At 34.8% G+C, this 21,355-nt stretch carries 21 protein-coding genes and 1 tRNA gene; 7 read left to right on the forward strand and 15 right to left on the reverse strand.

Features of this window, described 5'->3' with window-relative positions:
- The first annotated feature begins 65 nt into the window (after window positions 1–65).
- From H5V42_RS05935 to arfB, 3 genes are read left to right on the forward strand one after another with little or no spacing between them, the layout of a single operon-like run.
- Window positions 66–2,219 (forward strand): prolyl oligopeptidase family serine peptidase, encoded by a 2,154-nt coding sequence (locus tag H5V42_RS05935; protein WP_185782210.1) that lies wholly within the window; start codon window positions 66–68, stop codon window positions 2,217–2,219.
- A gap of 59 nt (window positions 2,220–2,278) precedes the next feature.
- Window positions 2,279–3,265 carry an ABC transporter ATP-binding protein gene (locus tag H5V42_RS05940; protein WP_185782211.1) on the forward strand — a complete coding sequence of 329 codons (987 nt, stop codon included), beginning with the start codon at window positions 2,279–2,281 and terminating at the stop codon, window positions 3,263–3,265.
- Window positions 3,266–3,667 carry an alternative ribosome rescue aminoacyl-tRNA hydrolase ArfB gene (gene arfB, locus H5V42_RS05945; protein ID WP_185782212.1) on the forward strand — a complete coding sequence of 134 codons (402 nt, stop codon included), beginning with the start codon at window positions 3,266–3,268 and terminating at the stop codon, window positions 3,665–3,667.
- On the opposite strand, the gene H5V42_RS05950 is transcribed toward arfB, so the two are convergent.
- The 9 genes from H5V42_RS05950 to pdxA form a co-directional block, all read right to left on the reverse strand.
- Complete coding sequence (locus H5V42_RS05950) at window positions 3,664–4,035, reverse strand: nuclear transport factor 2 family protein (RefSeq protein ID WP_185782213.1); 372 nt, start codon at window positions 4,033–4,035, stop codon at window positions 3,664–3,666. The genes arfB and H5V42_RS05950 overlap by 4 nt on opposite strands.
- Before the next feature lie 78 nt (window positions 4,036–4,113).
- A complete protein-coding gene (locus tag H5V42_RS05955) occupies window positions 4,114–4,569 on the reverse strand; it encodes a GreA/GreB family elongation factor (protein ID WP_185782214.1) in 456 nt (151 codons plus the stop codon).
- On the reverse strand, window positions 4,566–5,678 hold the full coding sequence (locus H5V42_RS05960; protein WP_185782215.1) for an NAD(P)/FAD-dependent oxidoreductase: 1,113 nt from the start codon (window positions 5,676–5,678) through the stop codon (window positions 4,566–4,568). Before H5V42_RS05960 ends, H5V42_RS05955 begins: the two co-directional genes overlap by 4 nt.
- A gap of 41 nt (window positions 5,679–5,719) precedes the next feature.
- A complete protein-coding gene (gene accC / locus H5V42_RS05965) occupies window positions 5,720–7,072 on the reverse strand; it encodes an acetyl-CoA carboxylase biotin carboxylase subunit (RefSeq protein WP_185782216.1) in 1,353 nt (450 codons plus the stop codon).
- 76 nt (window positions 7,073–7,148) lie between these two features.
- The gene (gene accB / locus H5V42_RS05970; protein ID WP_185782217.1) at window positions 7,149–7,640 is read right to left on the reverse strand and encodes an acetyl-CoA carboxylase biotin carboxyl carrier protein; all 492 of its coding nucleotides are present in this window, start codon (window positions 7,638–7,640) and stop codon (window positions 7,149–7,151) included.
- A 24-nt stretch (window positions 7,641–7,664) separates the two neighbouring features.
- Window positions 7,665–8,660 carry a beta-ketoacyl-ACP synthase III gene (locus H5V42_RS05975; RefSeq protein ID WP_185782218.1) on the reverse strand — a complete coding sequence of 332 codons (996 nt, stop codon included), beginning with the start codon at window positions 8,658–8,660 and terminating at the stop codon, window positions 7,665–7,667.
- Between the two features lie 173 nt (window positions 8,661–8,833).
- On the reverse strand, window positions 8,834–9,031 hold the full coding sequence (gene rpmF / locus H5V42_RS05980) for a 50S ribosomal protein L32 (protein ID WP_185782219.1): 198 nt from the start codon (window positions 9,029–9,031) through the stop codon (window positions 8,834–8,836).
- A gap of 6 nt (window positions 9,032–9,037) precedes the next feature.
- On the reverse strand, window positions 9,038–9,565 hold the full coding sequence (locus H5V42_RS05985) for a YceD family protein (protein ID WP_185782220.1): 528 nt from the start codon (window positions 9,563–9,565) through the stop codon (window positions 9,038–9,040).
- Between the two features lie 102 nt (window positions 9,566–9,667).
- Window positions 9,668–10,720: a 4-hydroxythreonine-4-phosphate dehydrogenase PdxA gene (pdxA, locus tag H5V42_RS05990; RefSeq protein ID WP_185782221.1), complete on the reverse strand. Its 1,053-nt coding sequence runs from the start codon at window positions 10,718–10,720 to the stop codon at window positions 9,668–9,670.
- A gap of 57 nt (window positions 10,721–10,777) precedes the next feature.
- On the opposite strand from pdxA, the gene H5V42_RS05995 reads away from it, so the two are divergent.
- Window positions 10,778–11,365, forward strand: a complete 588-nt coding sequence (locus H5V42_RS05995; RefSeq protein WP_185782222.1) for a riboflavin synthase — start codon at window positions 10,778–10,780, stop codon at window positions 11,363–11,365.
- Here the strand turns inward: H5V42_RS05995 and H5V42_RS06000 are convergent.
- Genes H5V42_RS06000 through H5V42_RS06010 form a run of 3 tightly spaced genes read right to left on the reverse strand, consistent with a single transcriptional unit; the run spans window position 11,362 to window position 18,071 of the window.
- On the reverse strand, window positions 11,362–15,138 hold the full coding sequence (locus H5V42_RS06000; RefSeq protein ID WP_185782223.1) for a DUF3857 domain-containing protein: 3,777 nt from the start codon (window positions 15,136–15,138) through the stop codon (window positions 11,362–11,364). The two genes, H5V42_RS05995 and H5V42_RS06000, sit on opposite strands and share 4 nt — an antisense overlap.
- Before the next feature lie 60 nt (window positions 15,139–15,198).
- Window positions 15,199–16,287 (reverse strand): acyltransferase family protein, encoded by a 1,089-nt coding sequence (locus H5V42_RS06005; protein ID WP_185782224.1) that lies wholly within the window; start codon window positions 16,285–16,287, stop codon window positions 15,199–15,201.
- Window positions 16,287–18,071 carry a sodium:solute symporter family protein gene (locus H5V42_RS06010; protein WP_185782225.1) on the reverse strand — a complete coding sequence of 595 codons (1,785 nt, stop codon included), beginning with the start codon at window positions 18,069–18,071 and terminating at the stop codon, window positions 16,287–16,289. The genes H5V42_RS06005 and H5V42_RS06010 overlap by 1 nt, the downstream gene beginning before the upstream one ends.
- 54 nt (window positions 18,072–18,125) lie before the next feature.
- On the opposite strand from H5V42_RS06010, the gene H5V42_RS06015 reads away from it, so the two are divergent.
- Together H5V42_RS06015 and H5V42_RS06020 are read left to right on the forward strand one after the other, a co-directional pair.
- Window positions 18,126–18,872: a sulfite exporter TauE/SafE family protein gene (locus H5V42_RS06015; RefSeq protein ID WP_185782226.1), complete on the forward strand. Its 747-nt coding sequence runs from the start codon at window positions 18,126–18,128 to the stop codon at window positions 18,870–18,872.
- A gap of 71 nt (window positions 18,873–18,943) precedes the next feature.
- The gene (locus H5V42_RS06020; protein ID WP_185782227.1) at window positions 18,944–19,120 is read left to right on the forward strand and encodes a hypothetical protein; all 177 of its coding nucleotides are present in this window, start codon (window positions 18,944–18,946) and stop codon (window positions 19,118–19,120) included.
- 93 nt (window positions 19,121–19,213) lie between these two features.
- Here the strand turns inward: H5V42_RS06020 and H5V42_RS06025 are convergent, their stop codons facing one another.
- The 3 genes from H5V42_RS06025 to mce all read right to left on the reverse strand — a co-directional run bounded on the left by H5V42_RS06025 (window position 19,214) and on the right by mce (window position 20,823).
- Complete coding sequence (locus tag H5V42_RS06025) at window positions 19,214–19,981, reverse strand: carbonic anhydrase family protein (protein ID WP_185782228.1); 768 nt, start codon at window positions 19,979–19,981, stop codon at window positions 19,214–19,216.
- Window positions 19,982–20,216: 235 nt separating this feature from the next.
- Window positions 20,217–20,290, reverse strand: a tRNA-Ile gene (locus H5V42_RS06030).
- A 119-nt stretch (window positions 20,291–20,409) separates the two neighbouring features.
- On the reverse strand, window positions 20,410–20,823 hold the full coding sequence (gene mce, locus H5V42_RS06035; protein WP_185782229.1) for a methylmalonyl-CoA epimerase: 414 nt from the start codon (window positions 20,821–20,823) through the stop codon (window positions 20,410–20,412).
- Between the two features lie 139 nt (window positions 20,824–20,962).
- On the opposite strand from mce, the gene rbfA reads away from it, so the two are divergent.
- Window positions 20,963–21,355 carry a 30S ribosome-binding factor RbfA gene (gene rbfA, locus H5V42_RS06040; protein ID WP_185782230.1) on the forward strand — a complete coding sequence of 131 codons (393 nt, stop codon included), beginning with the start codon at window positions 20,963–20,965 and terminating at the stop codon, window positions 21,353–21,355.

A 21,355-nucleotide genomic window follows, 5' to 3' on the forward strand; every position in this document is an offset into this window, starting at 1 on the left:
CTCAAAAAATGATTTAGCGTCTTAGGTTTTAGCATTAATTTTAAGAAATTACTAACTCTTAAAAAATGCGAAAACTCACTTTGTTATTAGCTGTAATTGGTTTTACTGCTTGTGAAACAGAAAAAAAACGCGAACCTATTGCTGTGAATTATCCAACAACTAAAAAGGTTGATACCGTAGATCATTATTTCGGAAAAGATGTTCCTGACCCTTACCGCTGGCTTGAAGATGATATGAGTGAAGAAACCGGTGATTGGGTAAAGTCTCAAAACGCCGTTACATTTGGTTATTTAGACAACATACCTTTTAGAAAAGATTTAAAAAAACGTCTAGAAGATTTATGGAACTACGAAAAATTAAGTTCACCCTTTAAAGAAGGAGACTATACGTATTTCTATAAAAATAATGGTCTTCAAAACCAGTATGTAGTGTATCGAAAAAAAGGGGATGATGAGGCAGAAGTATTCTTAGATCCAAATACGTTTTCAGATGATGGTACTACATCTTTAGCTGGTTTAAGTTTTACCAAAGATGGTAAAATGGCTACCTACCTTATATCTGAAGGTGGTAGTGATTGGCGTAAGGCTATTGTAATAAACGCCGAAACCAAAGAACAAATAGAAGACACTTTAGTTGACATTAAATTCAGTGGAATATCTTGGAAAGGTAATGATGGTTTTTTCTATTCTAGTTATGATAAGCCTAAAGGCAGTGAATTATCAGCTAAAACTGACCAACATAAATTATACTATCATAAACTAGGAACTCCTCAATCAGAAGATGAAGTTATATTTGGTGGCTCTGAAGCAGAAAAACATAGATACGTAGGGGGTTATGTATCTGAAGACCAACGCTATTTATTTATCTCTGCATCTATTTCCACATCAGGCAACAAACTGTTTCTTAAAGACTTAACTGAAAAAAACAGCCAGCTTGTAACTGTATTAGACCATACAGATTCTGACACTTACGTTATTGAAAATGAAGAATCAAAATTATGGTTAGTAACCAATTTAGACGCTCCAAATAAGAAAATTGTAGTAACAAATGCTGAATCGCCTACCCCAGAAAATTGGGAAGACTTTATTCCAGAAACCGAAAATGTGTTAACTGCTGGTACAGGCGGAGGCTACTTTTTTACAGAATATATGGTAGACGCCATTTCTAAAGTTTTACAATATAATTATAATGGCGAACTGGTGAGAGAAGTAGAATTGCCCGGTGTAGGCAGTGCGGGCGGTTTTGGTGGAAAAAAAGAAGACAAAGATTTCTATTTTTCGTTTACCAACTATAATACTCCTGGCTCTACATATAAATACAATGTAGAATCAGGTGAATACGAGCAATACTGGAAACCAGAAATAGATTTTAATCCGTCTGATTATGCGTCAACTCAGGTTTTTTATACGTCAAAAGATGGCACAAAAGTTCCAATGATTATAACCCATAAAAAGGGAATTGAATTAAATGGAAAGAACCCGACCATTTTATATGGTTACGGTGGTTTTAATATTAGCTTAACACCTTCTTTCAGCATTACTAATGCGGTATGGATGGAACAAGGTGGTGTATACGCTGTACCAAATTTACGAGGCGGTGGAGAATATGGTAAAAAATGGCACAATGCTGGTACAAAAATGCAAAAGCAAAATGTCTTTGACGACTTTATTGCTGCAGCAGAATATTTAATTGAAAACAAATACACTTCAAAGGATTATTTGGCCATAAGAGGAGGTTCTAACGGTGGACTACTAGTTGGGGCAACTATGACACAAAGACCAGATTTAATGAAAGTTGCTTTGCCGGCTGTTGGTGTTTTAGATATGCTACGTTACCATACTTTTACTGCTGGGGCAGGGTGGGCTTACGATTATGGCACATCAGAAGACAATGAAGAAATGTTTGAATATTTAAAAGGGTATTCTCCCGTTCATAATGTTAAAGAAGGGGTTGCATACCCTGCAACTTTGGTGACAACTGGCGACCATGACGACCGCGTGGTACCCGCACATAGTTTTAAATTTGCAGCTGAACTACAAGAAAAGCAAGCTGGTGAAAATCCAACATTGATTAGAATTGAAACAAACGCTGGTCATGGAGCAGGAACCCCAGTTAGTAAAACTATTGAACAATATTCAGATATTTTTGGCTTTACGCTTTATAATATGGGGTACGACGAATTGCCCAACCAAGCAGTCGTAAATAAAATAAAAGGGTAAACAAAATAAATTTTTAACTTAAAATCCGTTTCTTTTGAAGCGGATTTTTATTTTCACGCATGCTTGAAGTACTAAATATTAATTTTTCATACGACAAGAAACCCACTTTAAAAGGCATTTCTTTCAATTTAGAGGATAGAAAGCATTTGGCAATTATGGGTGAAAGTGGCTCTGGTAAAAGTACTTTACTAAAAATAATCTATGGCTTACTTGCACCAGATAAAGGTGAATGTTATTGGAGAGGTAAAAAAATATTAGGTCCAAACTTTCAATTGATACCTGGAGAATCTTCGATGAAATTGGTTTTCCAAGAATTGAATTTAATGCCACATACAACCGTATTTGAAAACATAAGAAAAAATCTTTCTGTATTTGAACAAGAAAACCATACAGAACGCATTGAAGAGCTTCTAAACATTGTAGAAATGCAAGAATTTGCTCACACTAAAACCAAATATTTAAGTGGAGGTCAAAAACAAAGAATAGCTCTGGCACAAGCCATTGCGCAAGAACCAGAAGTTCTATTACTAGATGAACCGTTTAGTAATATAGACCAGTTTTTAAAAAATAAATTAAGACTGCAATTCTTCTCTAATCTAAAAGAGAAGGGCATAACGCTAATAACGGCAAGTCATGACCCAGAAGACGTTATACCTTTTGCAGACCAAGTATTGGTTATTAAAAACGGACAAACGGTGGCCATAGATACTCCAAAAATGTTGTTTGATAAGCCTAAGAATAGGTATACCGCTTCATTATTTGGCTATGTAAATGAATTACCTATAGACTTATTAAGTGCCTATGACCCTAATGACACCAACATATTAATTTACCCGCATGAATTTCAATTATCTAGTGACGAAGGTATTCAGGCTTTTGTAGTAAATAATCACTTTTACGGTGGTCATTATTTAATAGAATCGGTTTCAAAAAAAGGGCATACAATCTATTTTACAAACCCAAATGCACTTAAAATACACACACTAGTTTTTTTAAACGTACCCTTATCATTAGTTAACAAAAGGATGGTTCAAAAAGAAGTGTAGTTGGATATTGAAACTATCATAAAAGAACTTCAATTCAAGGCGGTAAGAAGCAGCGGGCCCGGTGGTCAACATGCTAATAAGGTGTCTTCTAAGATTCAATTAACTTTTGATTTAAATGCTTCTAACGGATTATCTGAAAAGGAAAAAGGCATTTTACTAAGAAAGCTTGAAAACTTTTTAACAAAAGAAGGAGTTTTAACATTACAGGCTCAAGACTATAGAAGTCAACACAAGAATAAAGACTTGGTTATTAAACGCTTTGTAATCTTATTAAAAAAGGCCTTGAAGCAACCTAAAAAAAGGAAAACTACAAAGCCTTCTAAATCTGCAATTGAAAAAAGATTAAAGTCAAAAAAATTAATTTCAGACAAGAAACAATCTCGACAAAAGCCTAAGATTTAACCCATTTCTGGCACTTCATAAAAGTATTGTGCTTTTTTAATCTTACCGTCAGCCACCTCATACATACACAATTCGTCAAAAGCCCATCTGCCTTGTTCTTTAAAAGTAGCATCCATAGACATTGGTACTACAAAATGATTTGCAGCAACAACAGGATTACCAACAGCTCCGCCATGTATCTCTTCAATACTTTCTTCCCACTGTTGATAGGCATTCCAAATATTTTCTTTACCCTTGGTTATTTGTTCACCGGGTGCACCCTCCATTTCAATACTTATGGCATCTTCGGCGTATAAGTCATACGCTTCTTTGTACTTGCCTTCTCTACAATAGGCTACTAATTTGTTGGCTACTTCGTTTGTGGTCATGATATTCGTTTTTTAGTTAACTAATTAAATATAAGAAAGATAACTAAACAAAAGCTTACTAAATGATTATTTTATAGCCTAGTAAACGTTACGTATTTCATACTCCTTATTATTAAATTCAAATCTATCATCTTCACTCTTTCCCATAAGTAATTGTCCAATTGGAGAAACGTTAGAAATACAAAAAATGACCCTATTGTTTACTTGGTATTTACCCGCAAAAACCGAAATAAAATAATTACCGTTTGAAGTGAAAACCAAACTTCCAAGACCAACTTTTGAGTTTGAAGCTTCTAAATTAATACGATGTAAAAAGCTAATACTTTTCTCAGCATCGGCAAGTTGATTTCCTAACTTTTCTCGTTCTAATTGAAGCATGGCCCTACCAGTTTCGTGCTTATCACCTGCGGTACTTTTAGTTTCAGAATTTAAGGCTTCTACTAGTTGTGATAACTGATTATTGATGTTTTTCACTTTTTGAGTACTGTAGGAATGTACAAACGCAAAAGCTTGTTTTTTTAAATTACTGCTCATACCATTTCAGCTAAGTTTTTACCAACCGTACTGCCAATAGCTACTCCCATACCGCCCATTCTTACACCACAATAAACATTGTTTGAAAGCTGTTTTATTATTGGTTTTTTTTGTGCTCCAACGCCCATAATACCGCTCCAGCGGTGTTCTATTTCTACCGCTATGTCTGGTAAAATAACCTCAGCTAATAATCGCTCTAATTCTTTTTGAATTAGCTCCGTATGGCCAAAGTTGGTTGTTTCTTCGGTTTTAAAGTCTAAGTTTCTACCGCCACCTAGTAAAATTCTATTGTCTATATTTCTAAAATAATAATAGCCTTGGTCTAGATGAAAAGTACCTTTTATTTTAAGGTTGTTTATTGGCTTAGTTATTAATACCTGTGCTCTAGCTGGTACAACGTTCTCGTTAATTAATTGGCTAGCAAATCCATTAGTGGTTACAAATAGTTTCGACGTTGAAAACTTAAACTTAGTTGTGGTTACCTCAACTTTATTTTGAAGCTGAGTAAAGCCATTAACTTTACTATTACTAAGTAGTATAACCCCCTTGCTTACAACTTTTTTTAGAAGCGCGTGCATTAATTTGCCTGTATCTAATTGGCCCTCAAACTTGTGAGAAATATAGTTGTTTGCAATATTTTGAAAACCAAAATGGTTTGGTGTTTCTAGAAATGGACTCTGTTTAAAAACGGGTTTTAGCAAACTATTAATGTAAGCCAATTGCTCTAAACTGTTTTGATATAACTCTTCTTGAGTATCTAGAAATAGTTCATGCCCACCGTTAATTTGTAGGTCTATTTGCTTTTTACCAACAATAGAGCAAAGCAAATTAACGCCTTTAAAACGCTGTTCTACCAACGTAACAACTTCTTCTTCGGTATGTGATTTTAAATCTGATAAAACCTCTGAAGCGCTTCCAAAACAAGCAAAACCAGCATTCTTAGTACTTGCCCCCTGTGGTAGCATGCCTTTTTCTAGGATGAGAACTTTTGAATTGGGAAATTTTTCTTTTAAAAAATATGCGGCTGAAAGCCCTACTATACCGCTTCCAACAATAGTAAAGTCAATGTTTGACAACCACTGCTTATATTCCCAATAACTATAATTCATAAGAAAAAACCCTGATAAATTAGTTTATCAGGGCTGTATTATTAATATGCATATTTTTCGTCAATTTCAAAATCTTCCATGAATTTAGTGGTATAATTACCCGCTAAATAATCTGGATGTTCCATTAGTTGACGGTGGAATGGTATTGTTGTTTTGATACCTTCTATTACGAACTCATCTAAAGCTCTTTTCATTTTTTTAATTGCCTCTTCACGCGTTTGTGCAGTGGTAATTAATTTGGCTATCATTGAGTCATAATTTGGTGGAATAATATATCCACTGTAAACATGTGTATCTAAACGTACACCATGGCCACCAGGCATGTGTAAAGTTGTTATTTTTCCAGGAGAAGGTCTAAAATCATTATAAGGATCTTCTGCGTTAATTCTAACCTCTATAGAATGTAATTTAGGATAATAATTGGTGCCTGAAATTGGAACCCCAGCGGCAACCAAAATTTGCTCTCTAATTAAATCGTAATCAACTACTTGTTCTGTAATTGGATGTTCAACCTGAATACGTGTATTCATCTCCATAAAATAGAAGTTGCGGTGTTTGTCTACCAAGAACTCAACAGTACCAGCACCTTCATACTTTATATATTCTGCAGCTTTTATTGCTGCCTGACCCATTTCTTCACGCAATTTATCTGTCATAAAAGGTGAAGGTGTCTCTTCAGTAAGTTTTTGGTGTCTTCTCTGAACTGAGCAATCTCTTTCAGATAGGTGACAAGCTTTACCAAACTGGTCTCCAACAATTTGAATTTCGATATGGCGAGGTTCTTCTATTAGCTTCTCCATATACATGCCGCCATTACCAAAAGCTGCTTTAGCTTCATTCACTGCGCTCTCGAAATTCTTTTCAATTTCTTCTTCTGACCAAATGGCACGCATACCCTTACCACCGCCACCGGCAGTAGCTTTTATCATTACAGGGTATCCCATTTTTGCTGCTTCTTCTTTAGCGTGGGCAACATCTTTTAATATGCCATCAGAACCAGGTACAGTAGGTACGCCGGCTTCTCTCATGGTTTGCTTTGCTGTTGCTTTATCACCCATTCTTTCTATCTGTTCTCCTGAAGCACCAATAAATTTAATATCGTGTTCAGCACAAATTTTTGAGAATTTGGCGTTTTCTGATAAGAACCCGTATCCTGGATGAATTGCATCTGCATTAGTAATTTCTGCTGCTGCAATAATATTTGGAATTTTTAAATAGGATTCTGAACTAGGAGCTGGACCAATACAAACTGCTTCATCTGCAAAACGTACGTGCAAACTTTCTTCATCAGCTTTTGAATAAACAGCTACAGTTTTTATCCCCATTTCTTTGCAGGTACGTATAACACGTAATGCAATTTCTCCCCTATTTGCAATGAGTATTTTCTTGAACATATTGTTTAGTTTAAGGAACCAAAATTTCCATTAAAACCACTATCAATACTTGGATTGATAACAGAAATGTGGAATTTTAGCTAGGATCTACTAAGAAAAGTGGTTGATCAAATTCAACCGGTGTAGCATCGTCTACTAATACTTTAACAATCTTACCTGATACTTCAGATTCAATATCGTTAAATAACTTCATTGCTTCAATAACGCAAAGTACATCACCAGGTTTAATGTCTGAACCAACTTCAACAAACGTTGGCTTGTCTGGCGATGGTTTTCTATAGAAAGTTCCAATAATTGGTGACTTAATGGTAACGTATTTAGAATCATCTGATTCCGCTGAACTAGATACTTCAGCTTTTGGAGCTTCAGCTGTTGGAGCTGGTGCTGGAGCGGCAGGAGCTTGTGGCGCTGCTGCGACAGGAATTTGCTGAACAAACGTAGTTTCAGCTTTACCAGAACTACTACCTGTTCTAATAGTAATCTTAAGGTCTTCCAACTCTAGCTTTACCTCACTTGCACCCGACTTGGCTACAAATTTGATTAAACTCTGAATTTCTTTGATGTCCATCCTATTTTTGATTTAGTAAGTTGATTATTTTGAATAAGCCCATTTTAAATATATTGAGCCCCATGTAAAACCACCACCGAAGGCAGCAAAAATTAAATTATCTCCTTTTTTGAGTTGACTTTCATAGTCGAACAACAATAAAGGTAACGTAGCCGATGTAGTATTTCCATAGTGTTGAATGTTCATCATAACCTTGTCATGGTCAACACCCATTCTATTAGCGGTTGCATCAATAATACGTTTATTGGCTTGATGCGGCACTAACCAATCTACATCTTCATGGCTCAAATTATTGCGTTTCATTATTTCAGCAGAAACATCAGCCATATTAGAAACTGCAAACTTAAATACTGTCTTACCGTCTTGATAAACGTAATGCTGCTTGTTTTCAACTGTTTCTTTAGACGCTGGTAAAATAGAGCCGCCGGCATCAATTTTTAAAAATTGTCTTCCAACACCATCCGTCCTTAAATACTCGTCTTGCAACCCAAGGCCTTCTTCATTAGGTTCAAATAAAACTGCACCTGCTCCATCTCCAAAAATTATACAAGTAGTACGGTCTGTGTAGTCAATGATTGATGACATTTTATCAGCGCCTATTAACAGCACCTTCTTATACCTGCCAGATTCTATATAGCTAGCTGCAGTCGACATTCCGAATAAGAAACTTGAACATGCAGCTTGTAAATCATAAGAAAAAGCGTTTACAGCGCCTATTTCTGAAGCAACAAAAGCTGCGGTAGCGGCAACAGGCAAGTCTGGTGTTGCTGTAGCTAAAAGCACCATGTCTATTTCTTCAGGGTTTAACCCTCTTTTTGCAATAAGGTCTTCAGCAGCTTTAATGGCAAGAAAAGAGGTTCCTGCCCCTTCTTGTTTTAAAATTCTTCTTTCTTTAATTCCGGTTCTTGATGTAATCCATTCGTCATTTGTGTCAACCATAGTCTCAAGAACTTTATTGGTTAACTTAAAATCTGGCACATACCCACCTACAGCGGTAATCGCTGCTGTCCTTTTTGTCATTCTAATTTTGGTTTTTGATTAAAATGAATGAAAATTGGCGCAAAAGCATCGAAAAATAGTGATTTTTTACGAGTTTTTAAGCAAAAATGAGCCAATTAGCATTTTTTTGACTGAAATAAAAAACTCCCAAATCCAAAACTGGAATTGGGAGTTAAATTTGTTTCAACTACTGATTAAACTGTTTCTTCTTCAGCTTGATCAATTAGCACTTTACCTCTGTAGTAAAGTTTACCTTCATGCCAGTGTGCACGATGGTACAAGTGAATTTCACCAGTAGTACTATCTGTTGCCAAAGTTGGAGCAACAGCTTTATAATGCGTACGTCTTTTGTCTCTTCTAGTTTTTGATATTTTTCTTTTAGGATGTGCCATGGTTTCCTACTTATCTGTTAATAATTTTTTTAAATCGTCCCACCTAGGGTCCGTATCCTTGTTTTTCTTTTCTTCCTTTAGTTGTAATTCTTCAAGCTTTTCAAGAACTTCAGATTTCAATGTGCCATCTTCTACACCAGGATGTACTCTTTTTTGAGGTACTGCCAAGACGAGCATTTCATAAATATATTGCGAAATGTCTACTTGACTTTCTCCATGAGGTAAAATCAATATTTCATCATCTAAATCATCATACTCTTCGCCAAACTTAATTATCAAATGTAAATTGCCAGCAACTGGGAGATTAAATGGTTCTCCGGTAACATCGCAATCTACATTAACATCACCATTTGCTTGTAAACTAAGCTCCATCATGGTGCTGGTTTTAGTAAGATTAGCCTTGACCTCTATTGAAGCCGAGTTAAACTCTTGATAATCAAAAGACTCAAAGAACGAATTGTCAATATTGTAATCAAACCCGTGGCTTCCAATCTTTAATCCTGAAAAAGGAATTGTAAACTCCTTTGCCCTCATCTTTTGCTTCTTTGGTTTGACCCTACCCTAAAAGGCGGGTGCAAAGATACTATTAATTGACAAATAGCCAATTATCTTTAAATGAATTTACTAAACAATTTTTTAAGCTGACTTTTTAGTTGGCTGTTTCTTAAGTGGATTCTTAGTTAATTCTAAATAGTCTAGTCTATTCTTATAAATTTCCAATGCAGAAAAAACTGCTTCTTTAAAAGAGTTGTGGTCTGCTTTACCTTGTCCTGCTATTTCATATGCTGTTCCGTGGTCTGGCGAAGTTCTCACTTTTGACAACCCTGCCGTATAATTAACACCTTTGCCAAAAGAAAGTGTTTTAAAGGGGATTAACCCTTGATCGTGATAAGCCGCTAAAATTGCATCAAAATTTTGATGATTATTAGAACCAAAAAAGCTATCTGCAGAATATGGACCGTACACTAAATTTCCTTCGTTAAATAACTTTTCAATAGCTGGCTTTACAATTTTGTCGTCTTCTAATCCTATGGTACCATTATCACCACTATGTGGGTTTATACCCAATAGTGCAATTTTTGGCTTGCGAATACCAAAGTCCATTTTAAGTGACGCCATCATTGTTCTAACCTTATCACAGATGAGTTTTGTTGTAATGGCTTTAGCCACATCTTTAACAGCAATATGGTCTGTTAATAATCCTACTCTTAACTTATCGGTAACCATAAACATTAAACTCTGACCATTTAATTCTTGAGCTAAAAAGTCTGTATGGCCTGGAAATTTAAAATCGTCAGCTTGAATATTGTTTTTATTTATGGGTGCTGTTACCAAAACATCAATCTCATTATTTTTTAATGCATTTACAGCAGCTCTTAGAGATTTTATTGCATATTTACCTCCATCTGGTGTAGCTTTACCAAATTCAGTTTTGATATTTTCTTTCCAAACATTAACAACATTTAGTTTATTATCTAAAGCTTTTGATGCGTTATCAACTCCATTAAAGTCAATAGTGATGCCTAACTGTTTCTTTTGAAAAGAAATTACTTTATTAGAAGCAAACAAAACTGGTGTGCAAAAATCAAACATTCTGTTATCTTCGAATGTTCTCAAAGCTACTTCACAACCAATACCATTTAAATCTCCTATTGAAACCCCTAAACGAATCTTTTTTTCTTCTTCCATAGCTATTTCTCGAATGCCTACTTTTGTAACACAAAACTAGGCAATTTCAGATTTTTCATGTTTACAGGTATTATAGAGAATTTAGGAAGAGTAGCAGATTTAAAAAAAGAAGCTGAAAATTTACATATCACTATTACATCTAATTTGGCTTCTGAATTGCAGATAGACCAAAGCGTCTCACACAATGGTGTTTGCTTAACCGTGGTTGAAATTAGCGACAACAATTATACCGTTACGGCTATACAAGAAACCTTAATAAAAACCAATTTGGGTGAATTACAAATTGGTGATGTGGTTAACCTAGAACGGGCAATGCAACTTGGAGCTCGATTGGATGGCCACATTGTTCAAGGGCATGTAGACCAAACCGCCACTTGTACCGCTATTACTGAACAAGATGGCAGTTGGATGTTTACATTTGATTATGATAAGACCAAAAATAATGTAACCATTGAAAAAGGCTCCATTACTGTTGATGGTGTTAGTTTAACAGTTGTGAATTCTAAACACCATAGTTTTTCTGTAGCTATTATACCTTACACCTATGAACACACCAGATTTCAGCACTATAAAGTGGGTGATACCGTTAATTTAGAGTTTGATGTTATTGGTAAATATGTGGCGCGCTTAATGGGTAAAAACTAGCCATTAATTCTCTTAAAGCCTACCATACGTTTACGGGCATCTAAGAATGACTTTACATATTTTCTGAACTCTGGATACTCTTCAACCTCTATTCTACGCTTTGGTGTTTTTGCTTCACTAATAATTTGCAAGTTTCCATTACTCAATATTTTATACTGAATAGAATAACTATGGTCTTTAAAGCTCATAGCCACATCTTTGGGTACCTCAACAAATGTTTCACCGTTACCCGGAATTACATCTATAACCGTTTTGTAACTATCTGCATTTTCGTATAAGACATATTCTATTGGGTAAGCTCTTTTTTCGTATTTAATTAAATCAGAATCATACGGGTTAGCTATAAATGGAACCTTAAAAATTTTGGTGTTGCCAAATTCTTCAAGTTTTTCATTTAACTTCAATTTTGATGTAAACCTAAATTCTGGGTTTAAATAATCAGAAGTAACCTTATAAATTGAATCTAAACTAACATCAGCATTTATTCTAGATTGAAAATCTTCTTCCAATTGTTTATTAACGACCTCTCCTTGGTTCTCTTTAAATACTCTACGATACGCTGAACTAATACTACCCCCCATAATAGTTTCAACCTCCATAGGCTGAACGGTATCATCACCAAGGTATATTCTAACATTTGAGCTGTTGGTCGATAGTATTCTATCTGGGTTTTCTGTTATGTAAATGCCTTCTTTAACCTGTTGTACTCTATGATTAGGTATATCTAAAAAAGTTGCATACTCTAAACTTGGTGGCAATGCTTTAAAGGGCATTGTATTATCTGTTAGTTCTAAATATTGTTCTTTACCATCTATAAACACTTTTACAATACAGTGATTAAAATCTTGATTTGGTAAAATCATGGCTTGTTTGCCGTAATCAGATGTAAGTACTAATACCAAATGGGAATCTAAATTTGCTTTATCTGCCAATACCACAAATAGAGTAGAAAGATCTTTACAATCACCCAACTTAGTTTTTATAGTTTTAGAAGGCTTTTGAGGAACGTAACCACTTTGTTTAAAGGTTACAAAACTGTATGATAAGTTTTCTGCTATATAGTTATAAATTAACTCTGCTTTTTGGTTGTCTGTATACGAGCTTAAAGGTTTGGTGAAAATTTGCTTAAAAACTTTATCAACCTCATCATTATATTTCATTTGTGGTCTAACCAGGTCTGAATACCATAAGGCAATATCATTCCAGCTTTTTATAGATCCCACGTGAACATATCTACCAACCTCACTTATACCAGGCATGTAATCTTCATAGGTTGGCAATGGCTTTTCATTAGTAAATTTCCATTCGTAAATCTTGTAATCACCTTCTGTTTTTTCAACTAAAGGTACCTCACCATTAACAACGCGGTAGTCAAAACTATGCGATTTTGGAGCCATCACCACTACTCTTTGCTCTAAGGTTGGGTGATAACTATCTACTTGAAAATAATCTACGTAATCTCTAAAAAATCTGCCGCTGTTAGACCAATTGGTACTGTATTCTATATTTATTACATCACCGACTTCTAGATCATTAAATACCAGGTTAGAACCGCTTCTAGAGGCTGGTTTTATAGAATTATCTTCTTTAACTATTTCTGACTTTATAATTGAGTATCCCCCAGATAAACCAAGATTAAATTCTTTAAGTGATTCTATTCCGTTTTTAGAAGTCACTTTAATGATATATCTATTCATTGATGTTCCTCCACCTTGCTCATACAGCTGTACTAGCATTTCGTCTAATAGGTAGTTGTAGCCATAGTTGTTTGGGGTCTCATCTACTCTTTTCTCTTCTATGAACGCGTACACATCTTCTATTTGAAGTTTTTTTAGTTGACCACCATTTTTTTGAATGTCTTCTACTTTTTTACGTACGGCACTATACCCACCATTATGTTGCAAACAGTTTTTAAAATAAGCTAGTGCTTTCTCTTTGTTATCTAATTGATAATAGATATCTCCTAGCTTTTGCATGGTGGTAAAAGAATATGGATAATTCTCTAGGGCTCGGTTGTATAGCTCAATTGCTTTGTCATACTTTTTGTATTTAGACAGGTAACTAGCATAATCTAACAAATAGTTATTGTCATAATTTAAGTTAGCATACAAATTTTCAAAAAGCTTAAGTACTTTGGGTTGTTGCCCCTTTTCATCATAAATACGGGCTAATGTTTTTAATGTGCTATAATCAAAATGCTTCTTAAGATGGTTTTCGTAGAAGTTCTGTTCTTTTTCTGGTTTTGATAAGAACGAGGAGTAAAAGGTTACAAAAGTTTTTAAAATAGAAAAATGGTCTATGTGATTTGATGTTAAATCGTCCATAAATTGTTCTATTTCCTCTTTATCATTTTTACGTACAGCCATAAATAAGTCGGCCGTAATGGTAATCATATCATAATCTGTGGCTTTTCTAAACCCATCAACAAATTCTTCAAACTCTTCCATAGACATTTTAAAAAGCTTGTTTGTTTCTTGAAGACGGTATACATAAGACATGTAATACTCCTTATCGTCTTTTACAATGTTTTTCTCTAATTCATTAGCAGAATTGGTGTCAGACTCTAAGTTGTAACAAAGAATCATTAGACCTCGTAGAAAGGAACTCTCAGGAAACTCTCTTAATAAATCACCTACTATAGGTTTAGCTTCAATATATTTTGAATTTCTTAAATACGTTCGAACTAAAGCTATCTTATTGAAATAATTGTCAGGATTGGCAGCAATTTTTTTTGCAAAATACTCCTCAATAGGGTGTGATTGTTCTGTTGGCTTCACCACATTTTTGCTACTTTTTTTGTACGTTCTAGGTTTTGCTGAAGTAGTAATATTGGTTACTGCCTTACCATTTTCATCAGTAACTCTAACTATAAAATAGGGTGTGCTGGCTACATCACTTAACTTTAATAAAAACCTACTGCTACCTTGAGGTATGGTTACTGCTACAACATGGGCGTCAATATCATTAGTATAATTATCCTCCTTCTCTATAATTTCAACATCATTAAGCCACGCTTTAAAAGCTGCAGAAGCTCCTATTCTTATGGTTACACGTTGTTCTACAGGGCTTTCAATAAATGTTTGTGCGTAGTTTATACTGCTCCCGTACTCTGTATGATTGCCAATAAACTGATATGATTCACTCTTAAAATTTGTATTGTTATACCAATTAATGGTACCATTGCTATTAGCATCATAACCGGTAGTGGAAGATACGCTAGATTCTGGTGCATAAGCTGTGGATAATCCGCTACCATTTAAGTTCTCAAATGCACCACAAAACTGCCATTCTCTTATTGCAGGTATTGAAGCGTTTAAAGAATTGTACTTGTCCCACTCATTTTTATATCGATAAGCCACAGATTGCAGATAAACTAAAGCTTCTTTGGTAAGTGGTTCATTTATTTCTTTGGCATCAAATTCATAAATACTTTTAAGGTTGGTATTATTAAACCCCGAGCTCAAATAATCTTGAAATAAGAAATGACTCGACCAAAATGCGTAGAGAAAATACTCAAAATCTTCTTGTTGTTTAAATCTGCTTGCAAACTTTTCATCAGTTGAAAACAATCCATTTTCATTTTTAACCATTTCTTTGGTTATCATATGCATGGCATTATCTTCAGAAAGATCTTGGGCAAGAGTTAATGCTTGCTTTCTGTCATTTTTAAAAACGGCTTCCCAAACTGCATTAATTTCTTGGTTTGTGGTCTGTCCAAAAAATTGAAGCGTAAAAAATAATGCAAGAAGATTGAGGTAGTAATTGTATCTCATGTAGAATTTGGTTTGAAATACTAACGTACAATTAGCTTTTTTCTTACATTTTGTGGTGATTCAGACTTTAATAAATATTTTCTTTTTGTATAATACGTAAGCCAACAAACAATAAAAAGCTACTACAGATAAGCCATATAATAAAGATGACATTTGTCCAGACAAGAAAGGTTGTTCATAAATGGTTGTGAATAACCAACCGTGAAATGATTGCTCATTATTCATTTTTATTTGCCCAAAAATCTTAGCTATAAAGCTTGATAAAAAGTATAGAATTATGGCATTTGCGCCTGCATATCTAAAAATACTTCCAAATTGAAGCTTCTTAACGTCTGTAATATAGTAGATAAGCGCTAGTACAATATTAGCCCAACCAGCTGTAACCAGCACAAAACTACTTGTCCATAAAGCTTTATTAATAGGAAAGACCAAATTCCACAAATAACCAATAAGTAAAAAACTGCCTCCTATACCAAATAAAATGGTAGCTTTTTTGGGCTGTCTTGAGATTAAAATTAAGCCGGTAAATATGCCTAGTAAAGAACTGGCAACTGCAGGAAGTGTACTTAAAAAACCTTCAGGGTCATAGTCTGGTTTATAATTGTGTGTTCCAAACACCTTTACATCTAACCAATTGGCTAGGTTATTAGGTGCTCGCTCTAAAGTTGAAGCCACACCTTCAACAGGAACTAAAATCATAAGTAACCAATATCCAACCAAAAGGGTAGCCGTAACAGCAATTAACTTTTTCCAGTCTAGATTTAAAAACAATATTGCTGCTATAAAGAAAACCACTCCAATACGTTGTAATACCCCAGGAAAACGTATTTCAGCAAAAGGTTTTACAAACGGGGGTTCAATTAAAAACGCCCCTAAAAAGATACCTAACCCAATTAACTTTAGTGCTCTCAATGTAATTTTCTTATAGGTTTTGGGTGTGGTCTCTTTGTTCTTGTAAGCAAAAACTATAGAGCATCCAACAATAAATAAAAAAAACGGAAACACTAAATCTGTAGGTGTGTATCCATGCCACTCGGCGTGTCGTAGTGGACCGTAAACATAGGTCCATGTACCTGGAGTATTAACCAAAATCATGAGAACAATGGTCATGCCTCTAAAAATATCTACAGCTAAAATTCGCTCTTTCATTAGAATACATTTTTCATTTTAGACCAAACTCTTATTAAGATAAATGCTGAAACTATAACCAGTACCGTTAAACCACTAGCCAAGCCATAGTTACCGTAAATCCAATTTCCGGTAGCAAATAAACAACCATAAACTAGCACACAACCTACTAGCATGGCAATTATACCAGAAGGCACGGTCCATTTTTGCTTATCTACAATATTGCATTGTTCTCTTATATGTTTCCAACCAGGACCTCCAGGCTGGGTTTTTTCATAAAACCTTTTTAAAACATCATTAGATTCTGGTTTTGTAAAATAGGTAACTGCTATCCACAAAATAGTTGTTAACAACACCACTAATGGAAACTTAGACCAGGCTGGAAATACAGCCTCTACCCCTGAAAACAAAGGTTCATCTAATTGCCAAAAAACAATTGAGATAAAACCTGAAAAAAACATAGCAACAATCTCACTCCACGCATTTATTCTCCACCAGAACCAACGAAGAATAAAAATTAATCCAGTGCCAGCGCCAAACATTATAATAATATCAAACAACTCTGTTGCATGTGTTAGGGCCAAAGCAAAAAGTGCGCTTAGTACCATTAATACCACCGTGGTTATTCTACCTACGTTTACCAACTCTTTTTCGCTTGCTTTTTTATTTACCTGCTGTTTATAAAAATCGTTTACAACATAAGATGAGCCCCAATTTAAATGTGTAGAAATGGTAGACATATAAGCAGCTCCTAGAGATGCTAGTACAATACCCAACAGACCTGTCGGAAGTTTAGTTAGCATGGCTGAATATGCTAAATCATGACCTAATTTACTCTCTTCAATGTTAGGAAAAGCTGTTTTTATACTTTCTAAATCTGGGAAAACAACTAATGAGGCTAAAGCCACCAAAATCCATGGCCATGGTCTTAATGCATAATGTAAAATATTAAAGAAAAATGTTGCTCCTACAGCATGATTCTCATCTTTAGCCGCTAACATACGCTGGGCAATGTAACCCCCGCCACCAGGTTCTCCACCGGGATACCATGCGCTCCACCACTGAACCGCTAACGGAATTATCAATATGGTTATTAAAGCTTCTGTATTTGAAAAATCTGGTAGAATAGACATTTTACTTCGCACCAATTCATTTTCCAAAATGGCAGAAACTCCTCCCACTTCGGGCATATTTACTAAATATATTGCTGCGCCAATAGCGCCAATCATTGCTACAAAAAACAATACAAAATCTGTATAAACTACACCTCTAAAACCACCTATAGCACTGAATACTACCGTTATAGTTCCAGCGACCAGAACAGTCTGTATGGGAGTTACGCCTAACATAACTTGTCCAATCTTTATAGCCGCTAGTGTTACAGCAGACATGGCCATTACATTAAAAATAATACCTAAATAAATGGATCGAAAACCTCTTAAAAAGGCTGCAGGTTTGCCGCCATAACGCAATTCATAAAATTCCATGTCTGTTTTTACATCTGACTTACGCCATAATTTGGCATAAACAAAAACGGTCAATAGACCTGTAAGCAAAAACACCCACCAGCCCCAGTTGCCTGAGACTCCATCGGTACGTACAAAATCGGTTACCAAGTTTGGGGTGTCTGTTGAAAAAGTGGTTGCCACCATAGAAAAACCCAGCAACCACCAAGGCATATTTCGACCAGATAAAAAGTATTCTGTTGTATTTTTTCCTGATTTTTTAGAGACGTAAACCCCAATAAATAGAACTAGTGCGAAGAAGCCGAAAATTATGGCGTAGTCTAGCGTTTGAATATTCATAATTTCAGTTTGGTTGAACTCTAAAGATAGCATTTATTAAATATTTTTGCATTTATGCCAACCAACGAAATTACATTGGCCGCTTGGGCCATGGCTTACACCTCAATTTTTTTACTTGGGGTTTCTAAAGCCGGTTTAAAAGGACTATCCATATTCAACGTTACCCTATTAGCTCTTGCTTTTGGTGCCAAAGAATCTACAGGTATTTTAATGCCTTTACTCTTGGTGGGAGATATTATTGCCGTAATATATTACAACAGACACACCCAGTGGAAGTATATTTTTCAATTTTTACCATGGATGATTGCCGGAATTTTAATTGGTGTTTTGTTAGGGAAAGACTTACCCGAAAAACAATTTAAAATTGGAATGGTAATCGTTATTTTTCTTAGTCTAGCTATTTTAATTTACTGGGACCAAAGAAAATCTAAAAGCGTTCCAGAACATTGGTCATTTGCTGGTGGGGTAGGTATTTTGGCTGGTATTTGTACTATGATAGGCAATCTTGCTGGTGCTTTTAGTAATATATTTTTCTTAGCGATGCGTTTACCTAAAAACGAATTTGTAGGTACAGCCGCTTGGCTTTTTTTGATAACGAATGCCTTTAAAATGCCCTTCCATATTTTTGTTTGGAAAACTATTTCCTGGGAAAGTTTACGAATTGATTTAAGACTGTTACCTGCCATTTTTGTAGGTATGGTAATTGGAATTCAACTAGTAAAAATCATTCAAGAAAAACAGTATCGCCGATTTATATTGGTTGTAACTGCCATTGGGGCCATTGCAATACTGTTTCGTTAAATTACCCCAACTTCTAAACATTTTGTTAAATCAATTAAATTTGTTAACTTACTCTTAACAAATTGGATGGGATGGAAGATTTAAGAAATAGTGAAGAGTTTCGAATTTTAGTGTTTGCTATACTTTTAAGTATAACTATTCTTTTTTATGGAATGTTTGAAGCTTACTCACAAGATGTTTCAGAAAAAATAACTGAAACTCTAGTGGCATATATACCTCCAATTAGTAATGCAGTGGCGGGGAGATAAAAAAATAAAGCCTTCACAAATGTGAAGGCTTTTTTAGTATTTGGAAGACTTACTTAAAACCAAATACTTACATTTTTTAAATTGGTAAATAAATTATTGTACTTGTATACTTTCCATGTCTATTTTATCTTCAAGAAAGTTAACCACTCCGGTATCCATATCATAAACAGCACCTCTAATTTCAACCTCTCCTTTCTCAACCATTTCTTTAATTAGCAAACTATTTTCAATAATCTTTTGCATGGTCAGTTTCACATTATTTTCACTTACCTCATGCACAAACAAACGATTGTCTGAAGTTTTAGGTCCTTCCGAAAGTGTTGAAGTCTTAACTGCTGGCCGAATATTTTTAAGCATGTTAGTAATATTTCCCAGTTTTACATCATCTATAGCAGCGTGTATGGCTCCACAGTTTTCATGACCCAACACTAAAATTAATTTTGCTCCTGAAACCTTTGTTGCGAACTCCATGCTTCCTAAAATATCTTTATTCACAAAGTTTCCTGCTATTCTTGAAACAAAAATATCACCAATACCTTTATCAAAAACATCTTCTACCGGCACTCTACTATCAACGCAAGAAAGTACCATTGCCTTAGGATATTGGGCTTTAACACTCTCCCTGATTTGTACTGAATGGTCTCTTGCCGTAAGGTCGCTTCTAACAAATCTTTCGTTACCTAGTTGTAAACTTTCAAAAACCTGTTGTGGTGTTAAAGCCTGTTGTTCTTCTTTAGTTAATACAGATTCTACCAAAATTTGACTTGTATTTAATTCAATAACCTCTGTATTTAAATCTTGAGAAAAAATCGATGCACTCAGTACCGACAATCCCATAGTCATAATAAAATTCTTTTTCATTCTTTTTTTTTGGCAAATATATAATACAAAACCACCATTAAAAGTAATACTTATTATAAATAATAGTTAAATATTCTTTTTTAATAGTTTTACTTTTATTTAAATAAATTATAAGTAGTGGAATGACATGTTCAATTGAACCGCATATTTAAAATTTAACCCTTATGAATTGTGCTAGTAAAACTTTTTAGAAAACAAAAAGCCCGACACTTATGCGTCGGGCTTCAATTTAATGTGGTCCCACCTGGGCTCGAACCAGGGACCAACTGATTATGAGTCAGCTACTCTAACCAACTGAGCTATAGGACCATGCTGTGAAACAGCTTTTCGGCAAAATTGCAATTCCTGTAAAAGAAATCCAATTTTCGGATGGCAAAATTACATTTTTCTTTTAATATAACAGCATATTCCGTTAGAATTAAGTACTGCTATTTTTTTGAAGCTGGGTCGTCTTGGCACAATTCTATTAAAACTCCATTTGTAGTTTTTGGGTGAACAAAAGCTATTAACTTATTATCAGCTCCTTTTTTTGGTGTTTTATGTAATAGCGTAAAACCCTCTTTTTCTAACCTTGCTAGCTCTTTTTCAATATCATCAACGGCAAAAGCAATGTGATGCACCCCCTCACCCTTTTTAGCAATAAATTTAGCTATAGGGCTATCTTGTTTCATTGCTTCTAATAACTCTATCTTGTTTGGCCCTGTTTTAAAGAAAGCGGTTTTTACCCCCTCTGAAACAACTTCTTCGGTTTTATAACAAGGTACACCAAGCAGTTTTTCAAACAATGTATTAGAAACTTCTAAATCTTTGACTGCGATACCTATATGTTCTATTTTTTGCATAGCCTATTCCTTTAACTTCTTTGTGCCAAATTAATTGAATCTCTTTTGAAATACCATTTCTAGAAAGAAAACAACTAAATTACATATAGGTTTAGGCTAAATGGCAATGTTTGCCTAGGTTTTCAATACTTTTGCACTTATGGAAACACCTAGACAACAAAAGATAGCAAGTGTAATACAAAAAGACATGGTAGATGTATTACAACGTGCCGCTACAGATGGCGGTTTAAAAGGTGTGTTAATATCTGTAACTAAAGTAAAAGTTACCGTAGACCTTTCTATTGCAAAAGTCTATTTGAGTATATTTCCTAATACTAAGGCTCCAGAGCTACTAGAAGGCATAAGATCTAATGAGCCCCTTATTAAACATGAAATTGCACAGCGTACAAAAAATCAGCTACGCAGAATGCCTAATCTAAATTTTTATTTGGATGATTCTTTAGAATATATTGATAAGATTGAAAAATCTTTAAAAGGAAGCGAGAATCCAATAGACAACCCTGACTTGTTAGATAAAAGAAAGAAATCCTGA

It is taken from the genome of Croceivirga lutea, from assembly GCF_014235875.1.
Classification (GTDB): Bacteria; Bacteroidota; Bacteroidia; order Flavobacteriales; family Flavobacteriaceae; genus Croceivirga; species Croceivirga lutea.

Coding starts and splice junctions, on each gene's coding strand:
- H5V42_RS05940 (WP_185782211.1), top strand. CDS start 2,279: ATGCTTGAAGTACTAAATATTAATTTTTCATACGACAAGAAACCCACT.
- H5V42_RS06005 (WP_185782224.1), bottom strand. CDS start 16,287: ATGAAAGAGCGAATTTTAGCTGTAGATATTTTTAGAGGCATGACCATT.
- accC (WP_185782216.1), bottom strand. CDS start 7,072: ATGTTCAAGAAAATACTCATTGCAAATAGGGGAGAAATTGCATTACGT.
- H5V42_RS05935 (WP_185782210.1), top strand. CDS start 66: ATGCGAAAACTCACTTTGTTATTAGCTGTAATTGGTTTTACTGCTTGT.
- accB (WP_185782217.1), bottom strand. CDS start 7,640: ATGGACATCAAAGAAATTCAGAGTTTAATCAAATTTGTAGCCAAGTCG.
- H5V42_RS05985 (WP_185782220.1), bottom strand. CDS start 9,565: ATGAGGGCAAAGGAGTTTACAATTCCTTTTTCAGGATTAAAGATTGGA.
- rbfA (WP_185782230.1), top strand. CDS start 20,963: ATGGAAACACCTAGACAACAAAAGATAGCAAGTGTAATACAAAAAGAC.
- H5V42_RS06000 (WP_185782223.1), bottom strand. CDS start 15,138: ATGAGATACAATTACTACCTCAATCTTCTTGCATTATTTTTTACGCTT.
- rpmF (WP_185782219.1), bottom strand. CDS start 9,031: ATGGCACATCCTAAAAGAAAAATATCAAAAACTAGAAGAGACAAAAGA.
- H5V42_RS06015 (WP_185782226.1), top strand. CDS start 18,126: ATGCCAACCAACGAAATTACATTGGCCGCTTGGGCCATGGCTTACACC.
- H5V42_RS05960 (WP_185782215.1), bottom strand. CDS start 5,678: ATGAATTATAGTTATTGGGAATATAAGCAGTGGTTGTCAAACATTGAC.
- H5V42_RS05955 (WP_185782214.1), bottom strand. CDS start 4,569: ATGAGCAGTAATTTAAAAAAACAAGCTTTTGCGTTTGTACATTCCTAC.
- H5V42_RS06020 (WP_185782227.1), top strand. CDS start 18,944: ATGGAAGATTTAAGAAATAGTGAAGAGTTTCGAATTTTAGTGTTTGCT.
- H5V42_RS05975 (WP_185782218.1), bottom strand. CDS start 8,660: ATGACAAAAAGGACAGCAGCGATTACCGCTGTAGGTGGGTATGTGCCA.
- H5V42_RS05995 (WP_185782222.1), top strand. CDS start 10,778: ATGTTTACAGGTATTATAGAGAATTTAGGAAGAGTAGCAGATTTAAAA.
- H5V42_RS06010 (WP_185782225.1), bottom strand. CDS start 18,071: ATGAATATTCAAACGCTAGACTACGCCATAATTTTCGGCTTCTTCGCA.
- mce (WP_185782229.1), bottom strand. CDS start 20,823: ATGCAAAAAATAGAACATATAGGTATCGCAGTCAAAGATTTAGAAGTT.
- H5V42_RS05950 (WP_185782213.1), bottom strand. CDS start 4,035: ATGACCACAAACGAAGTAGCCAACAAATTAGTAGCCTATTGTAGAGAA.
- H5V42_RS06025 (WP_185782228.1), bottom strand. CDS start 19,981: ATGAAAAAGAATTTTATTATGACTATGGGATTGTCGGTACTGAGTGCA.
- pdxA (WP_185782221.1), bottom strand. CDS start 10,720: ATGGAAGAAGAAAAAAAGATTCGTTTAGGGGTTTCAATAGGAGATTTA.